This window comes from Bradyrhizobium symbiodeficiens, assembly GCF_002266465.3.
GTDB classification, from domain to species: Bacteria; Pseudomonadota; Alphaproteobacteria; order Rhizobiales; family Xanthobacteraceae; genus Bradyrhizobium; species Bradyrhizobium symbiodeficiens.
Genome location: NZ_CP029427.2, coordinates 140277 through 163069 on the forward strand (window position 1 = coordinate 140277; position 22793 = coordinate 163069).

A 22793-nucleotide genomic window follows, 5' to 3' on the forward strand; every position below is an offset into this window, starting at 1 on the left:
TAGTCGGCCGGTAGGTTCCGCCGGTTCATCGTTGCCAATTCGCCCGTTCTCTGTCATAAGCCCGGCCTTCATCGCCCGGCTGATTAAGGGCTGCCGTGGCGGTGTCCGTGCGGGTTTCGCGCTTGTTCGTGAAACTTGAGCACAATCAACGCTCTAACGAGCATTTTTGACGGCCAGCCGCCTTCGCGGGCGGATCCCTGTGCCATTAGGAGAGCCAAATGCCCAAGCTGAAGACCAAATCGGGCGCTAAAAAGCGCTTCAAGGTGACTGCCACCGGCAAAGTGATGTTCGCCCATCGCGGCAAGCGTCACGGCATGATCAAGCGGACGAAGAAGCAGATCCGTCAGCTGCGCGGCACCGCGGTGCTGTTCAAGACCGACGGCGACAACGTCAAGAAGTACTTCTTGCCGAACGCCTGATCGCGTCCCCGATCATTGCCGACCGTGCCGCCTTTTGCGCGGCAATCCGATAACCAAAGTCATCTCTGAAGGATTTCGTCATGTCTCGCGTCAAACGCGGTGTGACCGCCCACGCCAAGCACAAGAAAGTCTACAAGGCCGCCAAGGGCTTCTACGGCCGCCGCAAGAACACCATCCGCGCCGCCAAGCCGGCGGTCGAGAAGGCGATGCAATATGCCTTCCGTGACCGCAAGCGCAAGAAGCGGACCTTCCGCGCGCTCTGGATCCAGCGCATCAATGCTGCCGTCCGTCCGTTCGGCCTGACCTACAGCCGATTTATCGACGGCATGGCCAAGTCCGGGATCACCGTGGACCGCAAGGTGCTGTCGGATCTCGCGATCAGCGAGCCCGCGGCGTTCCAGGCGATCGCCGAGAAGGCCAAGGCCGCGCTCGCGGCGTAATGCGGCCGGAGCTGTGCTGGCGGCGTGAGCCGTCCTGCATTGTGCTCTGCGTAGCGTTCCGCTTGTGATGGCCCGGGCAGAGGCGCGTTTCCGCGCCCGACTGCCCCGGCCGTCATCTCTCGCGCAAACACTTCTCCGACGTGGAAGCCCGGCGCAATGCCGGGTGTGACGGGCTAGGATCATCGGCTCAGCATCCTGGCCAAAAGGGATTGCCATGACCGATCTTGCCCAGCTCCAAGCCCAGATCATCGCCGACATCGCCACCGCTGCCGACGAGGCCGCGCTCGAAGTCGTGCGTGTCGCAGCCCTCGGCAAGAAAGGCTCGATTTCCGCGCTGCTGGCAACGCTCGGCAAGATGTCGCCGGAGGAGCGCAAGACGCAGGGCGCGGCGATCAACCAGGCCAAGGACGAGGTCACTCAGGCGCTGGCCGCGCGGCGCGACGTGCTGAAATCGGCGGCGCTCGATGCGCGTCTCGCGTCCGAGACCGTCGACGTCACGCTGCCGCTGCGCGATGCGCCGACGGAAGCCGGCCGCATCCATCCGCTGAGCCAGGTCTGGGACGAGTTGACCACGATCTTCGCCGACATGGGATTCTCGGTGGCCGAAGGTCCCGACATCGAGACCGACGACTACAACTTCACCAAGCTGAACTTTCCGGAAGGCCATCCGGCGCGCGAGATGCACGACACGTTCTTCTTCCATCCGAAGGAGGACGGCTCGCGCATGCTGCTGCGAACCCACACCTCGCCGGTGCAGGTGCGCACCATGCTGAGCCAGAAGCCGCCGATCCGCGTGATCTGCCCGGGCCGCACCTACCGCATCGATTCGGACGCGACCCACACGCCGCAATTCCACCAGGTCGAAGGCCTCGTCATCGACAAGACCTCGCATCTCGGCCACCTCAAATGGATCCTGCACGAGTTCTGCAAGGCGTTCTTCGAGGTCGACCACATCAACATGCGCTTCCGCCCGTCGTTCTTCCCGTTCACCGAGCCGTCGCTGGAGGTCGACATCCAGTGCCGCCGCGACAAGGGCGAGATCCGCTTCGGCGAGGGCGAGGACTGGCTCGAGATTCTCGGCTGCGGCATGGTGCATCCGAATGTGCTGCGCGCCTGCGGCATCGATCCCGACGAGTACCAGGGCTTCGCCTGGGGCATGGGCATCGACCGCATCGCCATGCTGAAATACGGCATCGCCGACCTCCGTCAGCTGTTCGACAGCGACGTCCGCTGGCTGTCCCATTACGGCTTCAAGCCGCTCGAAGTGCCAACGCTTGCCGGAGGGCTGAGCTCGTGAAATTCACCCTCTCCTGGCTGAAGGATCATCTCGAGACCGACGAGCCCTTGGAAAAACTCGCCGACAAGCTCACCATGATCGGGCTCGAGGTCGAGAACATCGAGGACAAGGCGAAGGCGCTGAAGCCGTTCACCATTGCGAAGGTGATCTCGGCCGAGCAGCACCCGAATGCGGATCGGCTGCGGGTCTGCATGGTCGATACCGGTAACGGCGCAGCACCGGTGCAGGTCGTCTGCGGCGCGCCGAATGCGCGCAGCGGTCTCGTCAGCGTGTTCTCGCCTCCCGGCACCTACATTCCCGGCAAGGACATCACCCTCGGCGTCGGCACCATCCGCGGCGTCGAGAGCCGCGGCATGCTGTGTTCGGCGGCCGAGCTGCAAATCTCCAACGACCATGACGGCATCATGGAATTGCCGGCGGACGCGCCGATCGGCGCTGCTTACGCCGAATGGGCCGGCCTCGGCGATCCCGTGGTCGAGATCAATCTGACGCCTAACCGCCAGGACTGCACCGGGGTACATGGCATCGCGCGCGACCTCGCCGCCGCCGACATGGGCAAGTTCAAGGATCCGACCATCAAGCCGATCAAGGGCGAATTCCCTTGTCCCGTGCAGGTCACGGTCGAAGACGCCACGCTGTGTCCGGGATTTGCGCTCCGCCTCGTGCGTGGCGTCAAGAACGGCCCATCGCCGGAATGGCTGCAGAAGCGGTTGACCGCGATCGGGCTGCGTCCGATCAACGCGCTGGTCGACATCACCAACTTCATGACCTACGACCGCGCGCGTCCGTTGCACGTTTTCGACGCCAGGAAGGTGAAGGGCAATCTCGTCGTCCGCCGCGCGCGTGACGGTGAGACGCTGCTCGCGCTCGACGGCCGCACCTACAATCTCGATCCCGCCGTTTGCGTGATCGCGGACGAGCACGGCGTCGAATCGCTCGCCGGCATCATGGGCGGCGAAGCTTCGGGCTGCGACGATGATACCACCGACGTGCTGATCGAATCGGCGCTGTGGAACGAGATCAATATCGCCCAGACCGGCCGCAAGCTCGGCATCAATTCGGACGCGCGCTACCGCTTCGAGCGCGGTGTCGATCCGGCCTTCATGGTGCCGGGGCTGGAGCTGGCGACCAAGCTCGTCATGGAGATGTGCGGCGGCACGCCGTCCGAGACCGTCGTGGCCGGCAAGGCCTTCGGCGAGGACCGCGTGATCGATTTTCCTCTCACCGAGGTCAAGCGCCTCTCCGGCATCGAGGTGCCGCAACCCGAGATGAAGCGTATCCTGACTCATCTCGGCTTCATGATGGCCGGCCCCGGCCCGGTCGTGAAGGTGGCGGTGCCCTCGTGGCGCTCCGACGTGCACGGCAAGGCCGACATTGTCGAGGAGATCGTCCGCATTGTCGGCGTCGACAAGGTGCCGATGACGCCGTTCGACCGGGGTGAGGACGCGCGCAAGCCGGTGCTGACGGCGCTTCAGCAGCGAACCCGGCGCGCGAGGCGTGCGCTCGCAAGCCGCGGCGTCATCGAAGCGGTGACCTGGTCGTTCATCACGAAGTCCGCGGCAAAGCTGTTCGGCGGCGGTCAGCGCGAGCTCGAAGTCGCAAACCCGATCGCGGCGGATCTCTCCGACATGCGCCCGACGCTGCTCGCGGGCCTGATCGCGGCCGCACAAGCCAACGCCAATCGCGGCGTCAGCGATGTCGCCCTGTTCGAGGTCGGCCAGGTGTTCAAGGGCGACCGCCCGCAGGATCAGTTCCTGGCCGCAGGCGGCGTGCGTCGCGGCTTTGCCTCCTCGGAAGGCTTGGGGCGGCACTGGTCGGGCTCGGCCCAGGCTGACGTGTTCGACGCCAAGGCGGATGCGCTGGCCGTGCTGGCAGCCGCCGGCGCGCCGATGCAGGCGCTGCAGATCGTCGCCGGCGGCCCCGCATGGCTGCATCCGGGTCGCTCCGGCACGATCCAGATTGGGCCGCAGAACGTGCTCGGCCATTTCGGCGAGGTGCACCCCAGAGCGCTCGAGGCGCTCGGCGCCGACGGTCCGCTTGTCGTGTTCGAGGTGATCCTCGACCGCATCCCCGAGGCGAAGAAGAAGCCGACCCGCGCCAAGCCCGTGATCGAGCTTTCGGCATTCCAGCCTGTCACACGCGACTTCGCCTTCATCGTCGATCGCAGCGTGAAGGCCGGCGACATCGTGCGGGCCGCGCAGGGGGTCGACAAGAAGCTGATCACCGCCGTGAACGTGTTCGACGTCTACGAGGGCAAGGGCATCGACGACGGCAAGAAGTCGATCGGCATCGCCGTGACGATCCAGCCGCGCGAGAAGACGCTGACCGATCAGGAGATCGAGGCCGTCGCCGCAAAGATCGTGGCCGAGGTCACGAAGAAGACCGGCGGCACGCTGCGGGGATGAGTATTGCGGACTTCCTTCCGAAGGACGTCAGCCTCAGCATCGCGATGGCGCTTTGCGCCGTCGCGTTCGTTTCCGGTACTGCGCGCGGCTTCTCCGGCTTCGGCTCCGCGCTGATCTTCATGCCGTTGGCGAGCAGCATCGCCGCGCCGCGGCTCGTCGCCGCCTTGCTTCTTGTGATCGATTTCATCGCGGCGGCGCCGCTGCTTCCGGATGCATGGCGGAAGGCGGATCGCAAGGCCACCGCGGTGATCGTGCTGGGCGCGCTGGTCGGCGTTCCCGTCGGCACCTATTTCCTCAGCGTGCTCGAACCCGTCACCACGCGCTGGATCATCTCGTGCTTCGTCGCCGCGCTGCTGCTCCTGCTGCTGTCGGGCTGGCGCTATCGCGGCAAGGATCACGCCTGGCTCTCGGTCGGCATCGGCGGCCTCTCGGGCTTCTGCAGCGGTCTTGCGCAGACCGGCGGCCCTCCGATCGTCGGCTATTGGCTCGGCCGGCCGATCGCACCGATCGTCGCGCGCGCCAATATCGTGCTGTTCTTCGGCGCGTCCGATTTCTTCTCGTTGGTCAGCTACGCGACGACAGGCCTGATCAGCCGTGAATCGCTCGTGCTCTCGCTGATCGTCGGCCCGGTCTACGCGATCGGCGTCGCCTTCGGCGCCTCGCTGTTCGGCCGCGCGAGCGAGAAAGTGTTTCGTGCGATCTGCTATGCGCTGATCGCGATGGCGGTGATCGCGGGACTGCCGGTGCTGGACGGCGTGCTGCGCTAAATCCCCGCCTACTGTCGCGGCACGCGGCGTTTCTTAGTCGACTGCGTCGGCACGTCAGCGGGCTCTTGCTTGAGCGCACCGATCTTGCGCAAAGCTGCGTCCGCGGCGCGCTCACCGCTTTCCCAGGCGCCGTCGACGGTGCCCCACAGCGTCTCGTGCGTGGCCTCGCCCGCGAGGAAGACATTGCCGATCGGCTCGCTCAGGATTCTTCGCGACAGCTGGCCGCCGGGGGACGCCGCCGACATCGCGCCCATGACATAGGGCGAGGCATTCCAGCGGGTCGCGCTGGTCTTCCCGACGGCAGCCGCGGCCTCGCTACCGAACAATTTTGTGATCCATTCCCTGGCGAAGGCGGCCATCGCCTTGTCGCCCTGCTCGGAGAGATCGCGGCCGAATGCGCCTCCGACGTCGATCGAACACAGCGAGGAGCCGCCAATATTGGCGAACATCAGCGCCGTACGCGTCGAATTGCTCTGCTCGATCAGGATATCGTCGCGTGACAGGCCGAGCGGATTGCCCGGCAATTGCATCACGATGCGATCATAGCTGCCGAGGCCGAGCTTCGAGGCCGCATCCAGCGTGCGTTTGGGAATGTCGGGCGTGAACTTGATCGCGCCCGATGTCAGCACGTTGGTCGAGACCGTGACGATGACGGCGCGCGCGGCGATCTTCCCCGCTGGCGTCTCCACGCTGACGTCGCGGTTGTTCCAGGCGACGCGGCTCGCCGGCGTCGACAGTGCCACGGGCGACTGCTCGCCCAGCTTGGTGATCAGCGTACCCAGGCCCTGACGGCAGGCGATCGCTGCGTTGCGATCCTGCGCGCGTCCCTTGTCGATCGCGGACAGTTCCTTCAGGTCCTTGCCGGCAAAGCCCGCGCCCAGCATGAAATCGGCCGCGCCCGCCCAGTCGCCGAGATCCTTCGGCAGCACGGACGCGCAAGACGTATCCAGCTTGGCCCGCGAGGCATCGTCGATGGCGCGGTTGGCGCGCACCAGTGCCGCCAGGAATTGCTCGGTCTCGCCCGCGCGCGCGTTGCGGCGGCCGATGCGCATCTTCTGGCCCGTTGGCGCCGGCAGCACGTCCAGCCCGACGCTGCGCGCCAGCCGGATCATCGGATTGGTGTCGGGATTGTGCATCCAGCGCGCACCGCGGTCGAACGGCATCTCGAAGGTCGTGCTGTCGGTGATACAGCGGCCGCCGATCTGTGATGCCGCTTCCACCACGACGACCTTGCGGCCCGTCGCCGTGATGCGCCGCGCCGCGGCAATTCCCGCAGCCCCCGCGCCGATCACGACGATGTCGGCCTCGCGCGGCAGGGGTGCGGCGGTTGCACGCAGGACCGGCATTGCGGCAAGGCCTGCCGACGCGACAAGGAAGCCGCGGCGCGTGATTGTCATGACATGGTTTCCGAGGACTTGCGGCGAACGGGAACAGTCAGAGAACCTTGCCGCATCTGATGTTGCACGGCAACCATCATGGTGAATCAATCGTGCTTGATGTCACGGAGTGATGAACCGAATTGCAACAGGTTTAGACCATGATAGAGAAGGGAAAAAGACGGCCGCAAAAGGCCGTGGGGGGAGTTGGAAATGGGGACGGTCCTGGATTCAGTCGGCAAGCTGATTGCCGCGTACCTCTCCAAGGAGGTGCCGGGCTACGAGCCGTTCACGCCGAGCGACCCGGAGCACCTGCGCGGCGTCATCGAACCCGGCGACGTGCTGCTGGTCGAGGGCAACAACCGCATCTCCGGCATCATCAAATATCTTACGCAGTCGACGTGGTCGCATGCCGCGCTTTATGTCGGCCCGGTCGAGGGCGCCGAAGAGCCCGACGGCGAACCTCATGTGCTGATCGAGGCCAATATCGGCGAAGGCGTCACCTCTGCGCCGCTGTCGAAATATTTCCCGTATCACACCCGCGTTTGCCGCCCGGTCGGGCTGTCCTACGAGGACCGCACCACGGTGTGCCGCTATGCAATCAACCGCATCGGCTTCGGCTACGACACCAAGAACATCGTCGACCTCATGCGTTTTCTGTTCCCGTTGCCGGTGCCGCAGCGCTGGCGGCGACGCATGATCGCGATCGGCTCGGGCGATCCGACCAAGATCATCTGCTCGGCGCTGATCGCACAGGCGTTCGACGCGGTGCGCTATCCGATCCTGCCGAAGATCACCAAGGCCGGCAGCCGCGCCGCCCGCCGCGAGATCCTGCACATCCGCGATTCCTCGCTCTACATGCCCCGCGACTTCGACATCTCGCCCTATTTCGAAGTCGTCAAACCCACCATCGTGCACGGGTTCGATTACACCGCGCTGCACTGGGCCGACAAGCAGAAGCCGCTCGAGGAGGTAGCAGGCTCATTCAGTGTGTTTCCAGAAACGTTCATGGCGCCGCCGCTCGTTCCTGAAGCGGTTGACGAAGAGGCGCCGAGTGAGATTCCGGCTGAGCAAGTGAGCGCGTGCCTTGCGGAGGCGAGCGCCGCCTTCTCCGAGCATTTCGTACAGCTGAGCGAACTCGCGATGTACCGCGCGCGGCGCCGCGGACAGGCTTGCGAGATCGCAGCTTAAGCCCAGCTGTCGTAGCGCGATCTCGCCTGCGCAACCGTCATTGCGAGGAGCGCTTGCGACGAAGCAAGCCAGACTGTGTCCTCGGAGACAGTCCGGATGGCTTCGCTGCGTCGCTGCGCTCGCAATGACGAGAGCTACCTCTCCGCCCGTCCGATTACCGCCATCAGCTCCGCGATCTTCGCGCGTTGGTCGGCCTTGTCGCCGCTCGATATCGCGTGCTCGACGCAATGGGCGACATGGTCCTTGAGGACCTCCTCCTCGACCCGGCGCAGCGCGGCACGCACCGCCGAGATCTGCGTCACGATGTCGATGCAGTAGCGGTCCTCCTCTACCATTTTCGAGAGGCCGCGAACCTGGCCCTCGATCCGGCCGAGACGTTTTCCGACGGATGCCTTGATGTCCTTGCGCATGGGGTCTATATACCCCTACCGGGTATGGGTTGCAAGACCTGGACACCGCTGGAGCAGGACAATGAACAACCCCGAACACGGGCATCATCACGACGCAACCGCTCACGCCGGATGCGGCTGTTCGACCAACACGGCGACGCCGGCCGACAAGCCCGCGGCCTCCTCCTGCTGCGGCGGGCACGGCGATCAGTCCGGCCACACTCATGATCTCGGTGACACCGCGACCAAGGTCAAAGATCCCGTCTGCGGCATGAGCGTCGATCCCGCGACCTCGAAGCATCACCTCACGCATCACGGCGAGACCTTCCATTTCTGCTCGGCCGGCTGCCGCACCAAGTTCGCCACTGACCCAGCCAAATATCTCGCCAAGGAGAAGCTGCCCGAACCCGAAATGCCGGCGGGCACGATCTACACCTGCCCGATGCATCCGGAGATCCGCCAGGTCGGACCCGGCAGCTGCCCGATCTGCGGCATGGCGCTGGAGCCTGAAGTGGCGAGCCTCGACACCGGTCCCAACCCGGAGCTCGCCGACATGACACGGCGGTTCTGGATCGGCGGCGCGCTCGCGTTACCGGCCGTGGTGCTGGAGATGGGCGGTCATCTCGCCGGTCCTCACAACTGGATCGATCCAACCCTGTCGAACTGGATCCAGCTCGCCTTCGCCACACCTGTGGTGCTGTGGGCCGGCTGGCCGTTCTTCGTTCGCGGCTGGCAATCGCTGCTGACGCGCAACCTCAACATGTTCACGCTGATCGCGATGGGCACAGGGGTTGCCTATGTCTACAGCATCATCGGCACGGTCGCGCCGCAGATTTTTCCTGCCAATTTCCGCGGCCATGAAGGTGCGGTTGCCGTCTATTTCGAGGCGGCTGCGGTCATCACCGTACTTGTGCTGCTCGGCCAGATGCTGGAGCTGCGCGCCCGCGATGCGACCTCCGGCGCGATCAAGGCGCTGTTGCAGCTCGCGCCCAAGACCGCGCGGCGCGTCGACGCCGATGGCAGCGAGCACGAGGTCGAGATCGACACGCTTCACGCCGGCGACCGCTTGCGCGTTCGCCCCGGCGAGAAGGTGCCGGTCGACGGAAGCATCCTGGAAGGACGTTCCTCGCTCGACGAATCCCTGGTGACAGGCGAATCGATGCCCGTCACCAAGGAGGCCGGCGCCAAGGTCATCGCCGGCACGCTGAACCAATCCGGCAGCTTCGTCATGCGCGCCGACAAGGTTGGCCGCGAGACACTGTTGTCGCAGATCGTGCAGATGGTCGCCGACGCGCAGCGTTCGCGCGCGCCGATCCAGCGGCTGGCCGATCAGGTCGCAGGCTGGTTCGTGCCCACCGTCATCTTCGTCGCGATCGTCGCCTTCGGCGCCTGGGCCTGGTTCGGACCAGAGCCGCGGCTGGCCTTCGGCCTGGTCGCCGCCGTCAGCGTGCTGATCATCGCCTGCCCCTGCGCGCTCGGCCTCGCGACCCCGATGTCGATCATGGTCGGCGTCGGCCGCGGCGCGCAAGCGGGCGTGCTGATCAAGAACGCCGAGGCGCTGGAGCGGATGGAGAAGATCGACACGCTGGTGGTCGACAAGACGGGCACCCTGACCGAGGGCAAGCCCAAGGTGGTCGCGATCGTGCCGGCATCCGGTTTTGTGGAAGACGACATCCTCCGGCTCGCGGCCAGCGTGGAGCGCGCCAGCGAGCATCCTTTGGCTGACGCGATCATGCGCGCGGCCAAGGAGAAGCCGCTTGCCCTCGGCCAGGTCGAGCAATTCGACTCGCCGACCGGCAAGGGCGCCACCGGCAAGGTCGACGGCAAGACCATCGCGCTCGGTAATGCCGGATATCTCACCTCGCTCGGGATCGACACGACGACACTCCACGCCGAGGCCGAACGGCTGCGCCAGGACGGGGCCACGGTGATCAACATGGCCGTCGATGGCCGGCTCGCCGGCCTGTTCGCGATCGCCGATCCGGTCAAGGCTTCGACCCCGGAGGCGCTGAAGGCGCTCGCGGCCGAAGGCATCGAGGTGATCATGCTGACCGGCGACAACCGGACGACGGCGGAGGCCGTGGCGCGCCGGCTCGGCATCGCCGATGTCGAGGCCGAGGTGCTGCCGGATCAGAAGAGCGCGGTGGTCTCGAGGCTGCAAAGGGCCGGCCGGATCGTCGCGATGGCCGGCGACGGCGTCAACGACGCCCCGGCGCTGGCCGCCGCCGAAGTCGGCATCGCCATGGGCACCGGCACCGATGTCGCGATGGAGAGCGCCGGCATCACACTGCTCAAGGGTGATCTCGTCGGCATCGTCCGTGCGCGAAAGCTGTCGCAGGCGACGATGAGCAACATCCGGCAAAACCTGTTCTTTGCCTTCATCTACAACGCCGCCGGCATCCCGATCGCGGCCGGCATCCTCTATCCGGCCTTCGGCCTGCTGCTCTCGCCGATCGTCGCCGCGGCGGCGATGGCCTTGTCCTCAGTGAGCGTGGTTGGAAATGCGCTGCGGCTGCGGGCGACGCGGCTGTGAGGACACCGCCTAGCCCGGATGGAGCGCAAGCGAAATCCGGGGGTCTTGCCCGCATATTGGCACCGTCCCGGATTGCGCTTCGCTCCATCCGGGCTACGGTTCACGGGACACAGGCGAGACGTACGAAGGGGATCTGATGCAGCGAATTACGATCACGATCGAGGACGATCTGCTGGCGGAAATCGACGCAGCGGCTGAGGCGCGCGGCTATCAGAACCGGTCCGAGATCATCCGCGATCTCGCCCGCGCCGGCCTGCAGCAGAGCACCGAGGACACCGCGCAGACCGGCCAATGCGTCGCCGGCCTCGTCTATGTCTACGACCACGCCGCGCGCGATCTCTCGAAACGGCTGGTGCAGGAATTCCACGGCCACCACGACCTCGCGCTGGCGACCCTGCACGTCCATCTCGACGACAACAATTGCATGGAGATGACGGCGCTGAAGGGGTCGGCCGACGAGGTCAAGCATTTCGCCGACCACATCATCGCCGAACGCGGAGTCCGCTACGGCCGCGTGGTGATGATCCCGACCGGGGAGGGCAAGCCGGCGAAGGCGCGGAAGCACGGGCACCGGCACGGGTAGCTGAGGCGCTGCGCGCCCCGGACGCAGGGCAACGCTTCCCTGGCGATGCGAAGCATCGTCCAGTAGCGGTGCGGTGCAGAGCCGAGGCCCACCTCGCCTCAAGCTCCCGTGTCCCGGCTCAGCAGCGCGTCATTTCATGCCGCGCCGCGTCCGGGACACGGCGGTGTCCAAGGCAACCATCCTCCCTTGCCGAAGCGGCAATCGGTGTCTACCTCTCGCAAGTCATTCACCACCGAGGGTCCCCCATGCTGGATGCCGCCATCAAGGCGCTGTCGCAACTGATCTCGCCGCCGATGCGCTCGATCCTGTGGCGGTCGATCGGTCTTGCGCTCGTGCTGATCACCGTTCTGGCGATCGGCCTGCAACGGCTGCTGAGCTGGTTTGCGACCTCTGGTGAGGTCTGGCTGGAAGGCCTGCTTGGGCCGGGCTGGCACACCTCTATCGAGGTCTTGTCCTGGATCGTTTCGATCGCGGCGGGCCTCGGCGTCGTGTTCGGCGGCGTGTTCCTGATGCCCGCGATCACCTCGCTGGTGGCGAGCCTGTTCGTCGACGACGTCGCTGACATCGTCGAGCGCGAGCATTACCCGGCCGAGCGGCCGGGCGTGGCGCTGCCCGTGGGCCAGGCGATTCTCGAAGGCGTCAGGACCGCCCTGCTGACGATCGTGGTCTATCTGATCGCCTTGCCGCTGGTGTTGTTCGCCGGTGCCGGCTTCCTGGTCTTCTTCCTCGCCGCCGCCTGGCTGCTCGGCCGGGAATATTTCGAGCTCGCCGCGATGCGCTTCCGCTCACCGGAGGAGGCCAAGGCGATGCGGCGCGACAATGCCGCCACCATCTTCACTGCCGGCCTGTTCATCGCCGCCTTCGTCTCGATCCCGATCGTCAACCTGGCGACGCCGATCTTCGGCATGGCCTTCATGGTCCACATGCACAAGCGTCTGTCCGGCCCGCGGCCCGAGTTGATCGAGCCGTCGCGGCAGATGCGGTGACGCGCCCTACGTCACCTGCACGCCGCATTTCCGCAGCACGGTCTTGGCGAAGCCGAACGGCGCCGGCGTGAACGGACCGGGCGGCGCGCGGGTGATCAGTGCGACGACGCCGAGGGCGGCCACCGCGAGCCAGAAGCAAAGCCAGAAGCCGTCGATATAGGCGAGCACATTGGCCTCGCGCTGCACGAAGCCGGCGAGCGTTCCGACCGCGCGGGCTTGCGCCGTTCCTGTTCCATGGGCGGCGAATTGATCGGTAAGCTGCTTCAGGATACGGACCACATCGAGATCGCCGACGCCGAGGTTCTGGCCGAGATAGAAGGAATGGACCTGCTCGCGCACGCGCAGCCACGTCCCCATCAGCGCTACGCCGATCTCGGCACCGCCGAGCCGCATAATCTGGATATAGGCGGCGAACGAGGTAGCGCGGCTCGGGTCGGAGTTCGACAACAACGTGATGATCAGCGGCAACAAGGTCAGCGCCTGCCCGATCGCCTGCAGCAGCACGATGCCGACGAAATCCTCGCGCGCCCAGTCATGGGTGAGCTGCGTGCCCCAGAGATTGGCGGCGGCGAAGCAGGCAAATCCAGCGATCACCACGGTCCGCGTATCGAAATGTCGCAGCAGCCAGATCGAGAACGGCACCAGCACGAACATCGGCAGCGCGCCATAGGTGAGCAGCAGCACGCCGCTCTGCTCCGGCCTGAGCTGGGTGATGGTAGCAAGGAAGTTCGGCACCAGCGAGGCATTGGACAGGCTGGTCAGCGTGTAGAGCAGGATCAGAACCAGTCCCAAGCCGATATTGCGCGAGAACAAGACGTTCACATGCGCCCAGGGCTGCCGCACCAGCGACTCGTTGATCAGGAAGGCCGCGAGCAAGGCCGCGCCACTGGCGAGCAACGCCATCACCGTGCCCGAACCCAGCCAGTCGAGCCGGTTGCCCTGATCGAGCCCGGCATAGACCATCGCAACCCCTGCGCCGAGCAGCAGCATGCCGCCCCAATCAGCCTCGCGCAGAAGCGCGCGGTTCACCGGCTCGTTCGGCGTGCCGAGATACACCATCAGGCCCATCAGCGGCGCGATCACGACACCCTGCCAGTACAGCCATTGCCAACCGAGATGCTCGACATAGAATCCGACCAGCGAGGTCGAGGTGTCCAGTGCGAAACCGACGCGGATCGAGTAGATCGAGATCGCCGGCAGCCACCAGCGGATCGGCAGGTTGCGGAACACGATCATCAGCGTCGCCGGCACGAAGGTGCCGAGCAAGAGGCCGTGCACGACGCTAAGCGCGAGCAGCGTCGGATAGTCGTGCACGAACGGAATGATCAGCGAGATCAACGCATAGGCCAGGCTCGGAATGCCGAGCACGCGGCGCAGGCCGAATACGGTGGCAAGCCAGGCCACCGCGGGCGCGATGAAGATCTGCGAGCCGATGCCGGCGGTGGAGAGCCAGGCGCCCTCGTCGAACGAGAGCGAAAACGCGCCGCGCAGGTCGGGCAGGCCGACCGTGGTCAGCCGGCTGTCGAAATTGGCGAGAAACGAGCCGAGCAGCACCGCCGCCACGGCGAACAGCGGCTGCGGCGCGACGCCGCCGCGCGAGAGCGGTCCGCGATCGGCGTCGTCATTTTCCGCCATTGCCGTCCCTGGTGTCGATGCGGGTGACCACCGACATGCCCGGCACCAGGCGCGCCGTGAGTTGCTGGCCGTCGTCGAACTGGATGCGCACGGGGATGCGCTGCACCACCTTGGTGAAATTGCCGGTGGCGTTGTCAGGTGGCAGCAGCGCGACCTGCGAGCCCGTCGCCGGCGCGATGCGCTCGACCTTGCCTCGCAGCATCTCGCGCGGAAAACTGTCGACGGTGATCTCGACAGGCTGCCCGGGCGCCACGTGCGTGAGCTGGGTTTCCTTGTAGTTCGCGATCACATAGACCTGCGGCAGCGGAACCACGTTGATGAGGTTGGTGCCTATGTTGACGTAGTCCCCGGGCTGAACCTGACGCTCGCCGACGACGCCGTCGAACGGCGCTGTGATCCTAGTATAGCCGAGCTTGAGCTTGGCGCCCGCCAGCGTCGCCTTGGCAGCCGCGACGTCGGCGGCGCGCTGCTTTCGGGTGCCTTGCAGGACCTCGAGCTGGTGCTGCTGGGCCGCGATCACGGCGCGGCTCGCGCGCACGTCGGCCTGCGCCTTGGCGTAAGCCGCGACGGCTTGCTCGAACCTCTGCCGCGTGCCGGATTCGGTCTGCGACAGCGATTGCTGGCGCTCCTGCTCCTGCCGTGCCTCGACCTCAATGGCTTCGGCCGAGAGCCGGGCAGCCTGCGCCTGCGCGATCGTCGCATATTGCAGCTCGATCTGGTTGGCCAGATTGTCGAGGGTTGCCTGCGCGGCGGCGACATTGGCGTCGGCCTGTGCGACTTGGGCCTCGTAATCGGCGGGATCTATCTGGACCAGGAGATCGCCGGACTTGACGCGCTGGAAGTCGGTGACGGCGACGGTCAGAACTTCGCCCGCGACGCGGCTCGACAGCCGCGTCAGCTCGGCGCGCACATAGGCATCATTGGTGGTCTGGATCACCGCATTGCCGACCCATTCGTCGAAGCGCAGCGTCGCCAGCGCGACGAAGCCGAGCGCGACGATCACGGCGAACAGCGGGAGCGCGAACCGGCTCCACAGCGAAGCGGCCGGCCGCTGTGTCGGCTTCGATGACGGGGCCGGCGTTGCGGCGACAGCCGGGGGCGGGACTTGTTCCTGTTGACTCACGATATCACCCCGAGACGCTCTGCTCTCACCGCCGTCACACCGTCTTCTCCGGCCACCGGCAGAGATCGTTGATCAGGCAAACTTCGCAGCGCGGCTTGCGCGCGAGGCAAGTATAGCGGCCGTGCAGGATCAGCCAATGATGGGCATGGAGCATGAACTCGGCCGGAATCACCTTTTCGAGACCGAGCTCGACTTCCAGCGGCGTCTTGCCCGGCGCCAGCCCCGTACGGTTACCAACGCGGAAGACATGCGTGTCGACCGCCATGGTGTGCTCGCCGAAGGCCATGTTGAGCACGACGTTGGCGGTCTTGCGTCCCGCACCCGGCAACGATTCGATCTCGGCACGCGTGCGCGGCACCTCGCCGCCGAATTCGCTGAGCAGCTTGGCCGACAGCGCGATCACATTCCGGGCCTTGGTGCGGTAGAGACCGATAGTCTTGATGTACTCGCGTAAGGGCTCCTCGCCGAGATCGAGCATCTTCCGCGGGGTATCTGCGACCTCGAACAAGGCGCGCGTCGCCTTGTTGACCCCGGCATCGGTTGCCTGCGCCGACAGCACCACGGCGACCAGCAGCGTGAACGGATTGACGTGCTCGAGCTCGCCCTTCGGCTCCGGATTGGCCTTGCGAAAGCGGCTGAAGGCTTCGTGGACCTCGGCGGGCGTCCAGCGCTTTATCGCCCTGAGCGTCTTCCTGGCGGGCGCGTTGGGCTTCGCGACGACCGCCTTTGCCTTCTTCTTCGGCACATCCGCCTTGCGCGGAGCCGGCTTGCGGGTGATTTTCGCCATGATCGGGATATACTGAGGGACGATGAGCACAGGCAACGAAATTGAGCGCAGCGATCCTGATCCGCGCGACGTGCAGATCTTCTCCGCGCTGCTGACGCCGCATCGCTCGCTGAACCGCACCGGCTTCCTCGCCGTGATGCTGTTCCTGAGCGTGGTCAGCTTCGTCACGGGCCTCGTCTTCCTGATGATGGGTGCCTGGCCGGTGTTCGGCTTCTTCGGCCTCGACGTTCTCGTGATCTGGTGGGCCTTCAAGGCCAATTTTCGCGCGGCGCGGGCCAGCGAGGAGATCTTGGTCACGCCCTCGGAGCTGCGGGTGCGACGCGTCAGCCATCGCGGCCAGGTCTCGGAATGGACCTTCAATCCGCTCTGGGTCCGGCTCGACCAGGAGGTCGACGAGGAATACGGCATCGAGCACCTCTATCTGATCTCGCGCAGTCGCCGGCTGCGCATCGCCGGCTTTCTCGGGCCTGAGGAAAAGGCGAGTTTCTACAAAGCCTTGGTTGGCGCCCTGAATGCCGCCCGACGCGGCCCGACCTACAATCCGGTGACTTGAGTACAGTCGGAAATCGGGTGGTTTCCCAGCCGTCCCTCCCCTACATTTCCGGTCATGATGACACTCGCCATACATGACCAGCGCCTGACCAAGCCGGGCCCCCAGAACGCCGCGCTGCGCGACTATGATTCGGTGCGCCGGGCGATCGCCTTCATTTCGGAGAACTGGCGCGCGCAGCCGACCATCGAGGCGATGGCGGATGCCGCCGGGGTCACGCCGGATGAGCTGCACCATCTGTTCCGCCGCTGGGCCTCGATCACGCCGAAGGCTTTCATGCAGGCGCTGACGCTCGATCACGCCAAGGGATTGCTGCGGGATTCCGCGAGCATCCTCGACGCCGCGCTCGACTCGGGATTATCGGGACCGGGCCGGCTGCACGATCTCTTCGTGACCCATGAAGCCATGTCGCCGGGTGAATGGAAGAACGGCGGCGCCGGCCTGACCTTGCGTTACGGCTTTCACCCCTCGCCGTTCGGCACCGCGATCGTGATTGCGACCGACCGTGGCCTGTCAGGCCTCGCCTTCGCAGATCACGGTGAGGAGAAGCTGGCGCTCGCCGACATGACGCGGCGCTGGCCGAACGCCCTTTATGTCGAAGACCACGAAGGCACCGCGCCGCTCGCCGCTCGCATCTTCGACACCAGGCTGTGGCGGCCCGACCAGCCGTTGCGCGTGGTGATGATCGGCACCGATTTCGAGGTGCGGGTGTGGGAGACGCTGCTGAAGATCCCGATGGGACGCGCGGTGTCCTATTCGGACATCGCCTGCAACATCAACAGCCCGAAGGCCTCACGGGCCGTCGGCGCGGCGGTCGGCAAGAACCCGGTCTCGTTCGTCGTGCCCTGCCACCGCGCGCTCGGCAAGAGCGGCACGCTCACCGGCTATCACTGGGGCATCACGAGGAAGCAGGCGATGTTGGGCTGGGAAGCCGGGCAGCTGGGGATGCAGTAAGGCCGATGTCGTAGGGTGGGTTAGCCGCAGGCGTAACCCACCTCTTCTGTTTCCGTTGCGGCAAAGATGGTGGGTTAGGCTGCGCTAACCCACCCTACGAGATCTCGCCTAACCCGCCAGATCCAGCTTCGACGCCACCGTCGAATCCGCGTTGAGCCGATAGATGATCGGCACGCCCGTTGCCAGCTCGCGCTTCAGGATGCCCTCCGGCGAGAGCTTTTCCAGCACCATGATCAGCGCGCGCAGCGAATTGCCGTGAGCGGCGACCAGCGTGCGCTTGCCGTTGAGCACGCCGGGCAGGATCTCCTGCACGTAATAGGGCAGCGTGCGCGCGAGCGTGTCCTTCAGGCTTTCGCCGCCGGGCGGCGGCACGTCGTAGGAGCGGCGCCAGATCAGCACCTGGTCCTCGCCCCATTTCTTGCGGGCGTCGTCCTTGTTGAGGCCGGAGAGATCGCCGTAGTCGCGCTCGTTCAGCGCGAGGTTCTTCGTCGTCGGCAAGCCCTTCTGGCCGAGCTCGCCGAGAATGAGATCGAGCGTGTGCTGCGCGCGCGTGAGCACTGAGGTATAGGCGACGTCGAACACGAGGCCCTGCGCCTTCAGCTTGCGGCCGGCTTCCGTGGCTTCCTTGACGCCGAGCTCGGTGAGGTCGGGATCCTTCCACCCCGTGAACAGGTTCTTCAGATTCCATTCGCTCTGGCCGTGGCGCACGAGCACGAGGAGACGTTCACTCATCGACTGCTTTCCGTTTCGTTCAAATGTCAGATAAGCCGAGCACGTCGGCCATGGAGTAATGCCCCGGCTTCTTGCCGTGCGCCCACAGCGCCGCCTTCAGCGCGCCGTGGGCGAACAGCATGCGGTCCTCAGCCTGATGCGACAGCGTCAGGCGCTCGAAGGGCCCGAGGAAGGTGACGCTGTGATCGCCGGCGACGGTGCCGCCGCGCAACGAGGCGAAACCGATATTGCCCGGCCTGCGCGCGCCGGTGATGCCGTCACGGCCGCGCTCGGAATGTTCATCGAGCGTGACGCCGCGACCGCTGGCGGCGGCCTGTCCCAGCATCAGCGCAGTGCCGGATGGCGCGTCGACCTTCATGCGATGATGGGTCTCGACGATCTCGATATCAAAACTCTGGTCGAGCGCCTTGGCAACGCGCTTGACCACTGCGGCAAGCAGGTTGACGCCGAGGCTCATATTGCCCGACTGCACCACGACGGCGCGGTTGGTGACGCTCTTGATCACGGCATTGTCGGAGCCGGACAATCCGGTGGTGCCGACGACATGCACGATACCGCGTTCGGCCGCGATCGCGACATTGGCGATGGTCGCGGCCGGCACGGTGAAATCGAGGATGCCGTCGGCCTCCTTCGACATCGCCCATAGGTCGGCGGAGAGCTTGATGCCGTTGGCCGGCAGGCCTGCGAGCACACCGGCGTCCTTGCCGAGCAGCTCCGAGCCCGGCATCTCAAGCGCGCCCGCCAGCAAAGCGCCTTTGCTCTCGCCAATCGCCCGCACCAGCGCGCGGCCCATCCGGCCACCGGCTCCAGCAACAATCAGGCGCATGTCGGACATGGTGTGATCCTCTCAGGGCCGTTGTAGCGGGGGCACGCAGTTCCGGCAACCGAGGGGGTCAGGCAGGTCGCCTGCGGCCATCCTTCGAGACGCCCGCCTCCGGCGGGCCCTCAGGATGAGGTCTCGTTTCGCGGCGAGATATCAGACCCTCATGGTGAGGAGCCCGCGAAAGCGGGCGTCTCGAACCATGCAGGCCCGAGACCGTGCCTCAGCCGTCCGAGGGTTGCGGGCCGTCATAGCCCTCGATGACGATGAGGTCGGCGATCGAGTGCGGCTGGCGCACCTTGATGTTGGCCTGGTATTCCGGCGAATTGTAGCAGGCGATCGCGGTCTCGTAGTCCGGGAATTCGATCACGACGTTGCGGGAGCGGCTGGCGCCTTCGACGGTGGTGAACTTGCCGGCGCGGACGACGAAGCGACCGCCCCATTTCTTGAAGATCGGACCGTTGGCGACGGCGTAGGGCTTGTAGCCCTCGTCACTGCTCACATCGACACGTCCGATCCAGTAGCCTTTTGCCATCGTTCTTCTCCCTGTTGTTGGTTGTGTTAACCGAGCGCCTGCACGATCTCGGCATGGATCGCCTCTGCGACGGCCTTGGGGTCGGCGGCTTCCAGCACCGGCCGCCCAACGACGAGATAATCGGCGCCGGCCGTGATCGCACGGCTGGGCGTCATGATGCGCTTCTGGTCACCGGTCGCCGAACCTGCCGGCCGGATACCGGGGGTGACGAGGCCCATCTGGTGGCCGACGATCTTGCGCAGGTTGCCGACCTCTTCCGGCGAGCAGACGAGGCCGTCGATGCCAAGCACCTGCGCCTGCTGCGCGCGCGCCTCGACCAGTTCGGAGACACCGAGCCGATAGCCGGCCGCATGCAGATCGTCCTCGTTGTAGGAGGTCAGCACCGTGACGGCGAGAATCTTCAGGCTCGAATTGCCGCGGCCTTCGACCGCGCCCTTCATGGTCTGCGGATAGGCGTGCACGGTAAGGAAGGTGGCGCCAAGCCTGGTGATGCTCTCGACGCCCTGCATCACGGTGTTGCCGATGTCGTGCAGCTTGAGATCGAGAAAGACCTTCTTGCCCTTGTCGGCGAGCTTGCCAACCAGCGGCAATCCGCCGGCATAAGCGAGCCTATAGCCGATCTTGTAGAAGGTGACGCTGTCGCCGAGACGATTGATGGTCGCCTGCGCGGCATCGACGCTGGGCAGATCGAGCGCGACGATCAGGCGGTCCTTGGGGGCGATCTCGGCTGGCGTCATGTCACCTCACATCATGCGTTGGGAAATGTCGATCAACTGCGCCACCAGCTCCTTCAACGCGGCGATGTCGGTCTCGTTCTTGAGCCTGTCCATATCGTCATAGGCCTGGTCGGCAAAGGCGAGCGTGAGCTGGCCGGCAATCACGTTGGCTTGGCAGGAGGTCAGGATCAGCCTGAGCGCCTGCAGCGCGCGGGTCGCGCCGAGCCGGCTCTGCGAGGCGCCGGCAAGGGCAAAGGCCCGGTTGCGGAACACTTCGCCGCGCGCCTCGTGTGGATCCTGCACGCGGCTGACCCAGTCAATCGCGTTCTTCAGCAGCGGCGGCACCGAGGCATTGTATTCCGGCGAGACGATCAACACGCCATGATGCGCGCCGATCATGCGCTTGAGATTGACCGCATGCTTGGGCACACCGGACTTGGCCTGGAGATCGCCATCATAGATCGGCAGCGGAAAATCGGCGAGCGAGATGCGAGTGACGTCCACGCCGGCCCGGGCGAATTCATAGGCGGCGACTGCCGCCAGCTTCGCATTGTGCGAACCGGTGCGCAGCGAGCCGGGAATGACCAGAATTTTGGGTGCGGGCATCCGCTTCCATGCGTTCGGCGATACAAGCCCGCCGCGCATGAGAGGTAGCCGGCGGAATTAGTCCTTGCGATACACCCAGACGCGGGCGGGCGGAAGGTTCATCCAGATCCGTTCCGACGCCTCTGTGGACACGCCGGGCAGCGATTTCGGGATCGGCGGCACCACGGCATAGGTGAACTGAACGAAGGGAGCGCCGGGCGCGAGCGCCGTGAAGGCGTCGCGGATCAGCCGCAGCCGCGTCAGCATCGGTTTTGTCACCAGCGGCAGGCCGGAGACGACCGCGGAGGCCGGCGCGCTCAGGACGTTCCACAGCGTGTCACGCAGGCGATAGGCATCGCCCTGCACCACCTTGGCCTGCGGATAGCGGTCGCGCAGCAGCGCGCAGAAGCCGGGATTATATTCGACGAGGACGAGACGCTTCTGATCGACACCGCGCTCGACCAGCGCCGAAGTGATGGCGCCGGTGCCGGGTCCGAGCTCGACCACGGGCGCGTCCGAATCGACATCGACGTAATGGGCCATGGTCCGGGCCAACAGCTTGCCCGACGGCATGACCGCGCCCATGTGCAGGGGCTTTTCGATCCACGATCTGAGAAAGCGCACCTCGTCGTCGAGACGAGGCTTCTTCAACGCACGCGCGGACGATGGCAATGGCATGTCAGGACCGGACGGGACCGCAGGAACGCGTGTCAGAAAATGGTCATAAAGACGTATAGGCCGAAGGCGATACGGTCAAGCCGAGTCAACTCGCCCGATTACCGAAGAAATCCTTGACCTTGGCGAAGAAGCCCTCGGATTCCGGTTGGGTGTTGCCGCTGGACAGCTTTTCGAACTCGGCCAGCAATTCCTGCTGTTTCTTGGTGAGGTTCTGCGGGGTCTCGACCACGACCTGAACATACATGTCGCCCATCTGGCGCGACCGCAGCACCGGCATGCCTTTTGATGCAATGCGGAATCGGCGGTTCGACTGGGTCCCGGCCGGCACCTTCACCTTGGTCTTGCCCTTCTCGATGGTCGGCACCTCGAATTCGCCGCCGAGAGCGGCCGTCACCATCGAGATCGGGACACGGCAATGCAGATCGGCGCCGTCGCGCTGGAAGAACTGGTGCTGGGTCAGCGACAGGAAGATGTAGAGGTCGCCGGGCGGGCCGCCGCGGACACCCGCCTCACCCTCGCCGGCGAGCCTGATCCTCGTGCCGTCCTCGACACCCGGGGGAATGTTGACCGAAAGATTCCGCTCGCGGGTGACGCGGCCCTGGCCCGAGCAGGACGGGCAGGCATCCTCGATCATCTGGCCGCGGCCCTGGCAGCCCGGACAGGTCCGCTCCAGCGTAAAGAAGCCCTGTGACTGCCGCACGCGGCCGGCGCCGCCGCAGGTCGAACAGGTCTTCGGCTTGGTGCCGGCCTTGGCGCCGATGCCCGAGCAGGCCTCGCAGGTGACCGAGACCGGAATCTCGATCTGCGCGGTCTTGCCGCCGAAGGCTTCCTCGAGCGTGATTTCCATGTTGTAGCGCAGGTCGGCGCCACGCTCGCGGCCGCCGCGACCGCGCTGCCCGGCCATGCCGAACAGATCTTCGAAAATGTCGGAGAAGGACGAGGCGAAGCCCGCGCCGAAGCCGGCGCCACCGCCGCCCTGCTCGAAGGCGGCATGGCCGTAGCGGTCATAGGCCGCGCGCTTGTCCTTGTCCTTGAGGACCTCGTAGGCCTCGTTGATTTCCTTGAACTTGACTTCGCTGGTGTCGTCCCCGGGATTGCGGTCGGGGTGAAACTTCATTGCCAGCTTGCGGAACGACGATTTCAGGACGGATTCGTCGGCATCGCGTTCGACTTCGAGGGTTTCGTAATAGCAGCGCTTGGTGGACGTGGACATGTGGGACTCGGTCTATCCAATCGCGATTCAAGTCGGAGCAAAACGACGGCGCCACGCGAAGATATAGGCAGCCTTCTGC

General features: G+C 65.5%; 23 protein-coding genes. 11 read left to right on the forward strand and 12 right to left on the reverse strand.

Going from position 1 to position 22793, the window contains the following annotated elements:
• The first annotated feature begins 218 nt into the window (after positions 1–218).
• From rpmI to CIT39_RS00665, 5 genes are all read left to right on the forward strand, one after another.
• Positions 219–419: a 50S ribosomal protein L35 gene (rpmI, locus tag CIT39_RS00645; RefSeq protein WP_008143958.1), complete on the forward strand. Its 201-nt coding sequence runs from the start codon at positions 219–221 to the stop codon at positions 417–419.
• A gap of 80 nt (positions 420–499) precedes the next feature.
• Positions 500–859 carry a 50S ribosomal protein L20 gene (gene rplT / locus CIT39_RS00650; RefSeq protein WP_028179126.1) on the forward strand — a complete coding sequence of 120 codons (360 nt, stop codon included), beginning with the start codon at positions 500–502 and terminating at the stop codon, positions 857–859.
• A 214-nt stretch (positions 860–1073) separates the two neighbouring features.
• Positions 1074–2156, forward strand: coding sequence for a phenylalanine--tRNA ligase subunit alpha (gene pheS, locus CIT39_RS00655; RefSeq protein WP_094976036.1), 1083 nt, complete (start codon positions 1074–1076; stop codon positions 2154–2156).
• Entirely contained in the window at positions 2153–4561 is a 2409-nt protein-coding gene (pheT, locus tag CIT39_RS00660) for a phenylalanine--tRNA ligase subunit beta (protein WP_094976035.1), read from the forward strand. Before pheS ends, pheT begins: the two co-directional genes overlap by 4 nt.
• Positions 4558–5328 (forward strand): sulfite exporter TauE/SafE family protein, encoded by a 771-nt coding sequence (locus CIT39_RS00665; protein ID WP_094976034.1) that lies wholly within the window; start codon positions 4558–4560, stop codon positions 5326–5328. The genes pheT and CIT39_RS00665 overlap by 4 nt, the downstream gene beginning before the upstream one ends.
• Positions 5329–5336: 8 nt before the next feature.
• Here the strand turns inward: CIT39_RS00665 and CIT39_RS00670 are convergent, their stop codons facing one another.
• The gene (locus tag CIT39_RS00670) at positions 5337–6725 is read right to left on the reverse strand and encodes a flavin monoamine oxidase family protein (protein ID WP_094976033.1); all 1389 of its coding nucleotides are present in this window, start codon (positions 6723–6725) and stop codon (positions 5337–5339) included.
• A gap of 192 nt (positions 6726–6917) precedes the next feature.
• On the opposite strand from CIT39_RS00670, the gene CIT39_RS00675 reads away from it, so the two are divergent.
• The gene (locus CIT39_RS00675) at positions 6918–7895 is read left to right on the forward strand and encodes a YiiX/YebB-like N1pC/P60 family cysteine hydrolase (RefSeq protein WP_094976032.1); all 978 of its coding nucleotides are present in this window, start codon (positions 6918–6920) and stop codon (positions 7893–7895) included.
• A gap of 134 nt (positions 7896–8029) precedes the next feature.
• On the opposite strand, the gene CIT39_RS00680 is transcribed toward CIT39_RS00675, so the two are convergent.
• Positions 8030–8305 carry a metal-sensitive transcriptional regulator gene (locus CIT39_RS00680; protein WP_018645028.1) on the reverse strand — a complete coding sequence of 92 codons (276 nt, stop codon included), beginning with the start codon at positions 8303–8305 and terminating at the stop codon, positions 8030–8032.
• Between the two features lie 61 nt (positions 8306–8366).
• Between CIT39_RS00680 and CIT39_RS00685 the strand changes: the two genes are divergently transcribed.
• From CIT39_RS00685 to CIT39_RS00695, 3 genes are all read left to right on the forward strand, one after another.
• A complete protein-coding gene (locus CIT39_RS00685; RefSeq protein ID WP_094976031.1) occupies positions 8367–10817 on the forward strand; it encodes a heavy metal translocating P-type ATPase in 2451 nt (816 codons plus the stop codon).
• A 136-nt stretch (positions 10818–10953) separates the two neighbouring features.
• Positions 10954–11400: a nickel-responsive transcriptional regulator NikR gene (gene nikR, locus CIT39_RS00690; RefSeq protein ID WP_094976030.1), complete on the forward strand. Its 447-nt coding sequence runs from the start codon at positions 10954–10956 to the stop codon at positions 11398–11400.
• Between the two features lie 245 nt (positions 11401–11645).
• On the forward strand, positions 11646–12386 hold the full coding sequence (locus CIT39_RS00695; protein WP_094976029.1) for a sulfate transporter family protein: 741 nt from the start codon (positions 11646–11648) through the stop codon (positions 12384–12386).
• 6 nt (positions 12387–12392) lie between these two features.
• Here the strand turns inward: CIT39_RS00695 and CIT39_RS00700 are convergent, their stop codons facing one another.
• Genes CIT39_RS00700 through nth form a run of 3 tightly spaced genes read right to left on the reverse strand, consistent with a single transcriptional unit; the run spans position 12393 to position 15931 of the window.
• Positions 12393–14021 (reverse strand): MFS transporter, encoded by a 1629-nt coding sequence (locus CIT39_RS00700; RefSeq protein ID WP_094976028.1) that lies wholly within the window; start codon positions 14019–14021, stop codon positions 12393–12395.
• Entirely contained in the window at positions 14008–15144 is a 1137-nt protein-coding gene (locus CIT39_RS00705) for an HlyD family secretion protein (RefSeq protein ID WP_094976027.1), read from the reverse strand. The genes CIT39_RS00700 and CIT39_RS00705 overlap by 14 nt, the downstream gene beginning before the upstream one ends.
• Before the next feature lie 34 nt (positions 15145–15178).
• On the reverse strand, positions 15179–15931 hold the full coding sequence (nth, locus tag CIT39_RS00710) for an endonuclease III (RefSeq protein WP_162308829.1): 753 nt from the start codon (positions 15929–15931) through the stop codon (positions 15179–15181).
• Between the two features lie 22 nt (positions 15932–15953).
• On the opposite strand from nth, the gene CIT39_RS00715 reads away from it, so the two are divergent.
• Together CIT39_RS00715 and CIT39_RS00720 are read left to right on the forward strand one after the other, a co-directional pair.
• The gene (locus tag CIT39_RS00715; RefSeq protein ID WP_094976026.1) at positions 15954–16484 is read left to right on the forward strand and encodes a DUF2244 domain-containing protein; all 531 of its coding nucleotides are present in this window, start codon (positions 15954–15956) and stop codon (positions 16482–16484) included.
• A 54-nt stretch (positions 16485–16538) separates the two neighbouring features.
• The gene (locus CIT39_RS00720) at positions 16539–17435 is read left to right on the forward strand and encodes a methylated-DNA--[protein]-cysteine S-methyltransferase (RefSeq protein WP_094976025.1); all 897 of its coding nucleotides are present in this window, start codon (positions 16539–16541) and stop codon (positions 17433–17435) included.
• Between the two features lie 108 nt (positions 17436–17543).
• Here CIT39_RS00720 and CIT39_RS00725 read toward each other — a convergent pair whose 3' ends face one another.
• The 7 genes from CIT39_RS00725 to dnaJ all read right to left on the reverse strand — a co-directional run bounded on the left by CIT39_RS00725 (position 17544) and on the right by dnaJ (position 22714).
• Complete coding sequence (locus CIT39_RS00725; RefSeq protein WP_094976024.1) at positions 17544–18167, reverse strand: 2,3-bisphosphoglycerate-dependent phosphoglycerate mutase; 624 nt, start codon at positions 18165–18167, stop codon at positions 17544–17546.
• 19 nt (positions 18168–18186) lie between these two features.
• Positions 18187–19002, reverse strand: a complete 816-nt coding sequence (dapB, locus tag CIT39_RS00730) for a 4-hydroxy-tetrahydrodipicolinate reductase (protein ID WP_094976023.1) — start codon at positions 19000–19002, stop codon at positions 18187–18189.
• A 208-nt stretch (positions 19003–19210) separates the two neighbouring features.
• Positions 19211–19522 carry a DUF1330 domain-containing protein gene (locus CIT39_RS00735; RefSeq protein WP_094976022.1) on the reverse strand — a complete coding sequence of 104 codons (312 nt, stop codon included), beginning with the start codon at positions 19520–19522 and terminating at the stop codon, positions 19211–19213.
• A gap of 26 nt (positions 19523–19548) precedes the next feature.
• Positions 19549–20259: an orotidine-5'-phosphate decarboxylase gene (gene pyrF, locus CIT39_RS00740; protein ID WP_094976021.1), complete on the reverse strand. Its 711-nt coding sequence runs from the start codon at positions 20257–20259 to the stop codon at positions 19549–19551.
• Positions 20260–20265: 6 nt separating this feature from the next.
• Positions 20266–20844, reverse strand: a complete 579-nt coding sequence (locus CIT39_RS00745; protein ID WP_094977001.1) for an NADPH-dependent FMN reductase — start codon at positions 20842–20844, stop codon at positions 20266–20268.
• Between the two features lie 57 nt (positions 20845–20901).
• A complete protein-coding gene (locus CIT39_RS00750; protein WP_027534962.1) occupies positions 20902–21501 on the reverse strand; it encodes a class I SAM-dependent methyltransferase in 600 nt (199 codons plus the stop codon).
• A gap of 85 nt (positions 21502–21586) precedes the next feature.
• The gene (dnaJ, locus tag CIT39_RS00755; protein ID WP_094976020.1) at positions 21587–22714 is read right to left on the reverse strand and encodes a molecular chaperone DnaJ; all 1128 of its coding nucleotides are present in this window, start codon (positions 22712–22714) and stop codon (positions 21587–21589) included.
• Positions 22715–22793 lie beyond the last annotated feature (79 nt).

Excerpts from the sequence above, each read along its gene's own strand:
- CIT39_RS00720 (WP_094976025.1), top strand. The coding sequence starts at position 16,539 with ATGATGACACTCGCCATACATGACCAGCGCCTGACCAAGCCGGGCCCC.
- CIT39_RS00750 (WP_027534962.1), bottom strand. The coding sequence starts at position 21,501 with ATGCCATTGCCATCGTCCGCGCGTGCGTTGAAGAAGCCTCGTCTCGAC.
- CIT39_RS00735 (WP_094976022.1), bottom strand. The coding sequence starts at position 19,522 with ATGGCAAAAGGCTACTGGATCGGACGTGTCGATGTGAGCAGTGACGAG.
- CIT39_RS00695 (WP_094976029.1), top strand. The coding sequence starts at position 11,646 with ATGCTGGATGCCGCCATCAAGGCGCTGTCGCAACTGATCTCGCCGCCG.
- nth (WP_162308829.1), bottom strand. The coding sequence starts at position 15,931 with ATGGCGAAAATCACCCGCAAGCCGGCTCCGCGCAAGGCGGATGTGCCG.
- CIT39_RS00725 (WP_094976024.1), bottom strand. The coding sequence starts at position 18,167 with ATGAGTGAACGTCTCCTCGTGCTCGTGCGCCACGGCCAGAGCGAATGG.
- CIT39_RS00675 (WP_094976032.1), top strand. The coding sequence starts at position 6,918 with ATGGGGACGGTCCTGGATTCAGTCGGCAAGCTGATTGCCGCGTACCTC.
- pheS (WP_094976036.1), top strand. The coding sequence starts at position 1,074 with ATGACCGATCTTGCCCAGCTCCAAGCCCAGATCATCGCCGACATCGCC.
- CIT39_RS00680 (WP_018645028.1), bottom strand. The coding sequence starts at position 8,305 with ATGCGCAAGGACATCAAGGCATCCGTCGGAAAACGTCTCGGCCGGATC.
- CIT39_RS00670 (WP_094976033.1), bottom strand. The coding sequence starts at position 6,725 with ATGACAATCACGCGCCGCGGCTTCCTTGTCGCGTCGGCAGGCCTTGCC.
- dnaJ (WP_094976020.1), bottom strand. The coding sequence starts at position 22,714 with ATGTCCACGTCCACCAAGCGCTGCTATTACGAAACCCTCGAAGTCGAA.
- dapB (WP_094976023.1), bottom strand. The coding sequence starts at position 19,002 with ATGTCCGACATGCGCCTGATTGTTGCTGGAGCCGGTGGCCGGATGGGC.
- CIT39_RS00745 (WP_094977001.1), bottom strand. The coding sequence starts at position 20,844 with ATGCCCGCACCCAAAATTCTGGTCATTCCCGGCTCGCTGCGCACCGGT.
- pyrF (WP_094976021.1), bottom strand. The coding sequence starts at position 20,259 with ATGACGCCAGCCGAGATCGCCCCCAAGGACCGCCTGATCGTCGCGCTC.
- CIT39_RS00700 (WP_094976028.1), bottom strand. The coding sequence starts at position 14,021 with ATGGCGGAAAATGACGACGCCGATCGCGGACCGCTCTCGCGCGGCGGC.
- nikR (WP_094976030.1), top strand. The coding sequence starts at position 10,954 with ATGCAGCGAATTACGATCACGATCGAGGACGATCTGCTGGCGGAAATC.
- CIT39_RS00715 (WP_094976026.1), top strand. The coding sequence starts at position 15,954 with ATGAGCACAGGCAACGAAATTGAGCGCAGCGATCCTGATCCGCGCGAC.
- rplT (WP_028179126.1), top strand. The coding sequence starts at position 500 with ATGTCTCGCGTCAAACGCGGTGTGACCGCCCACGCCAAGCACAAGAAA.
- rpmI (WP_008143958.1), top strand. The coding sequence starts at position 219 with ATGCCCAAGCTGAAGACCAAATCGGGCGCTAAAAAGCGCTTCAAGGTG.
- CIT39_RS00685 (WP_094976031.1), top strand. The coding sequence starts at position 8,367 with ATGAACAACCCCGAACACGGGCATCATCACGACGCAACCGCTCACGCC.
- CIT39_RS00665 (WP_094976034.1), top strand. The coding sequence starts at position 4,558 with ATGAGTATTGCGGACTTCCTTCCGAAGGACGTCAGCCTCAGCATCGCG.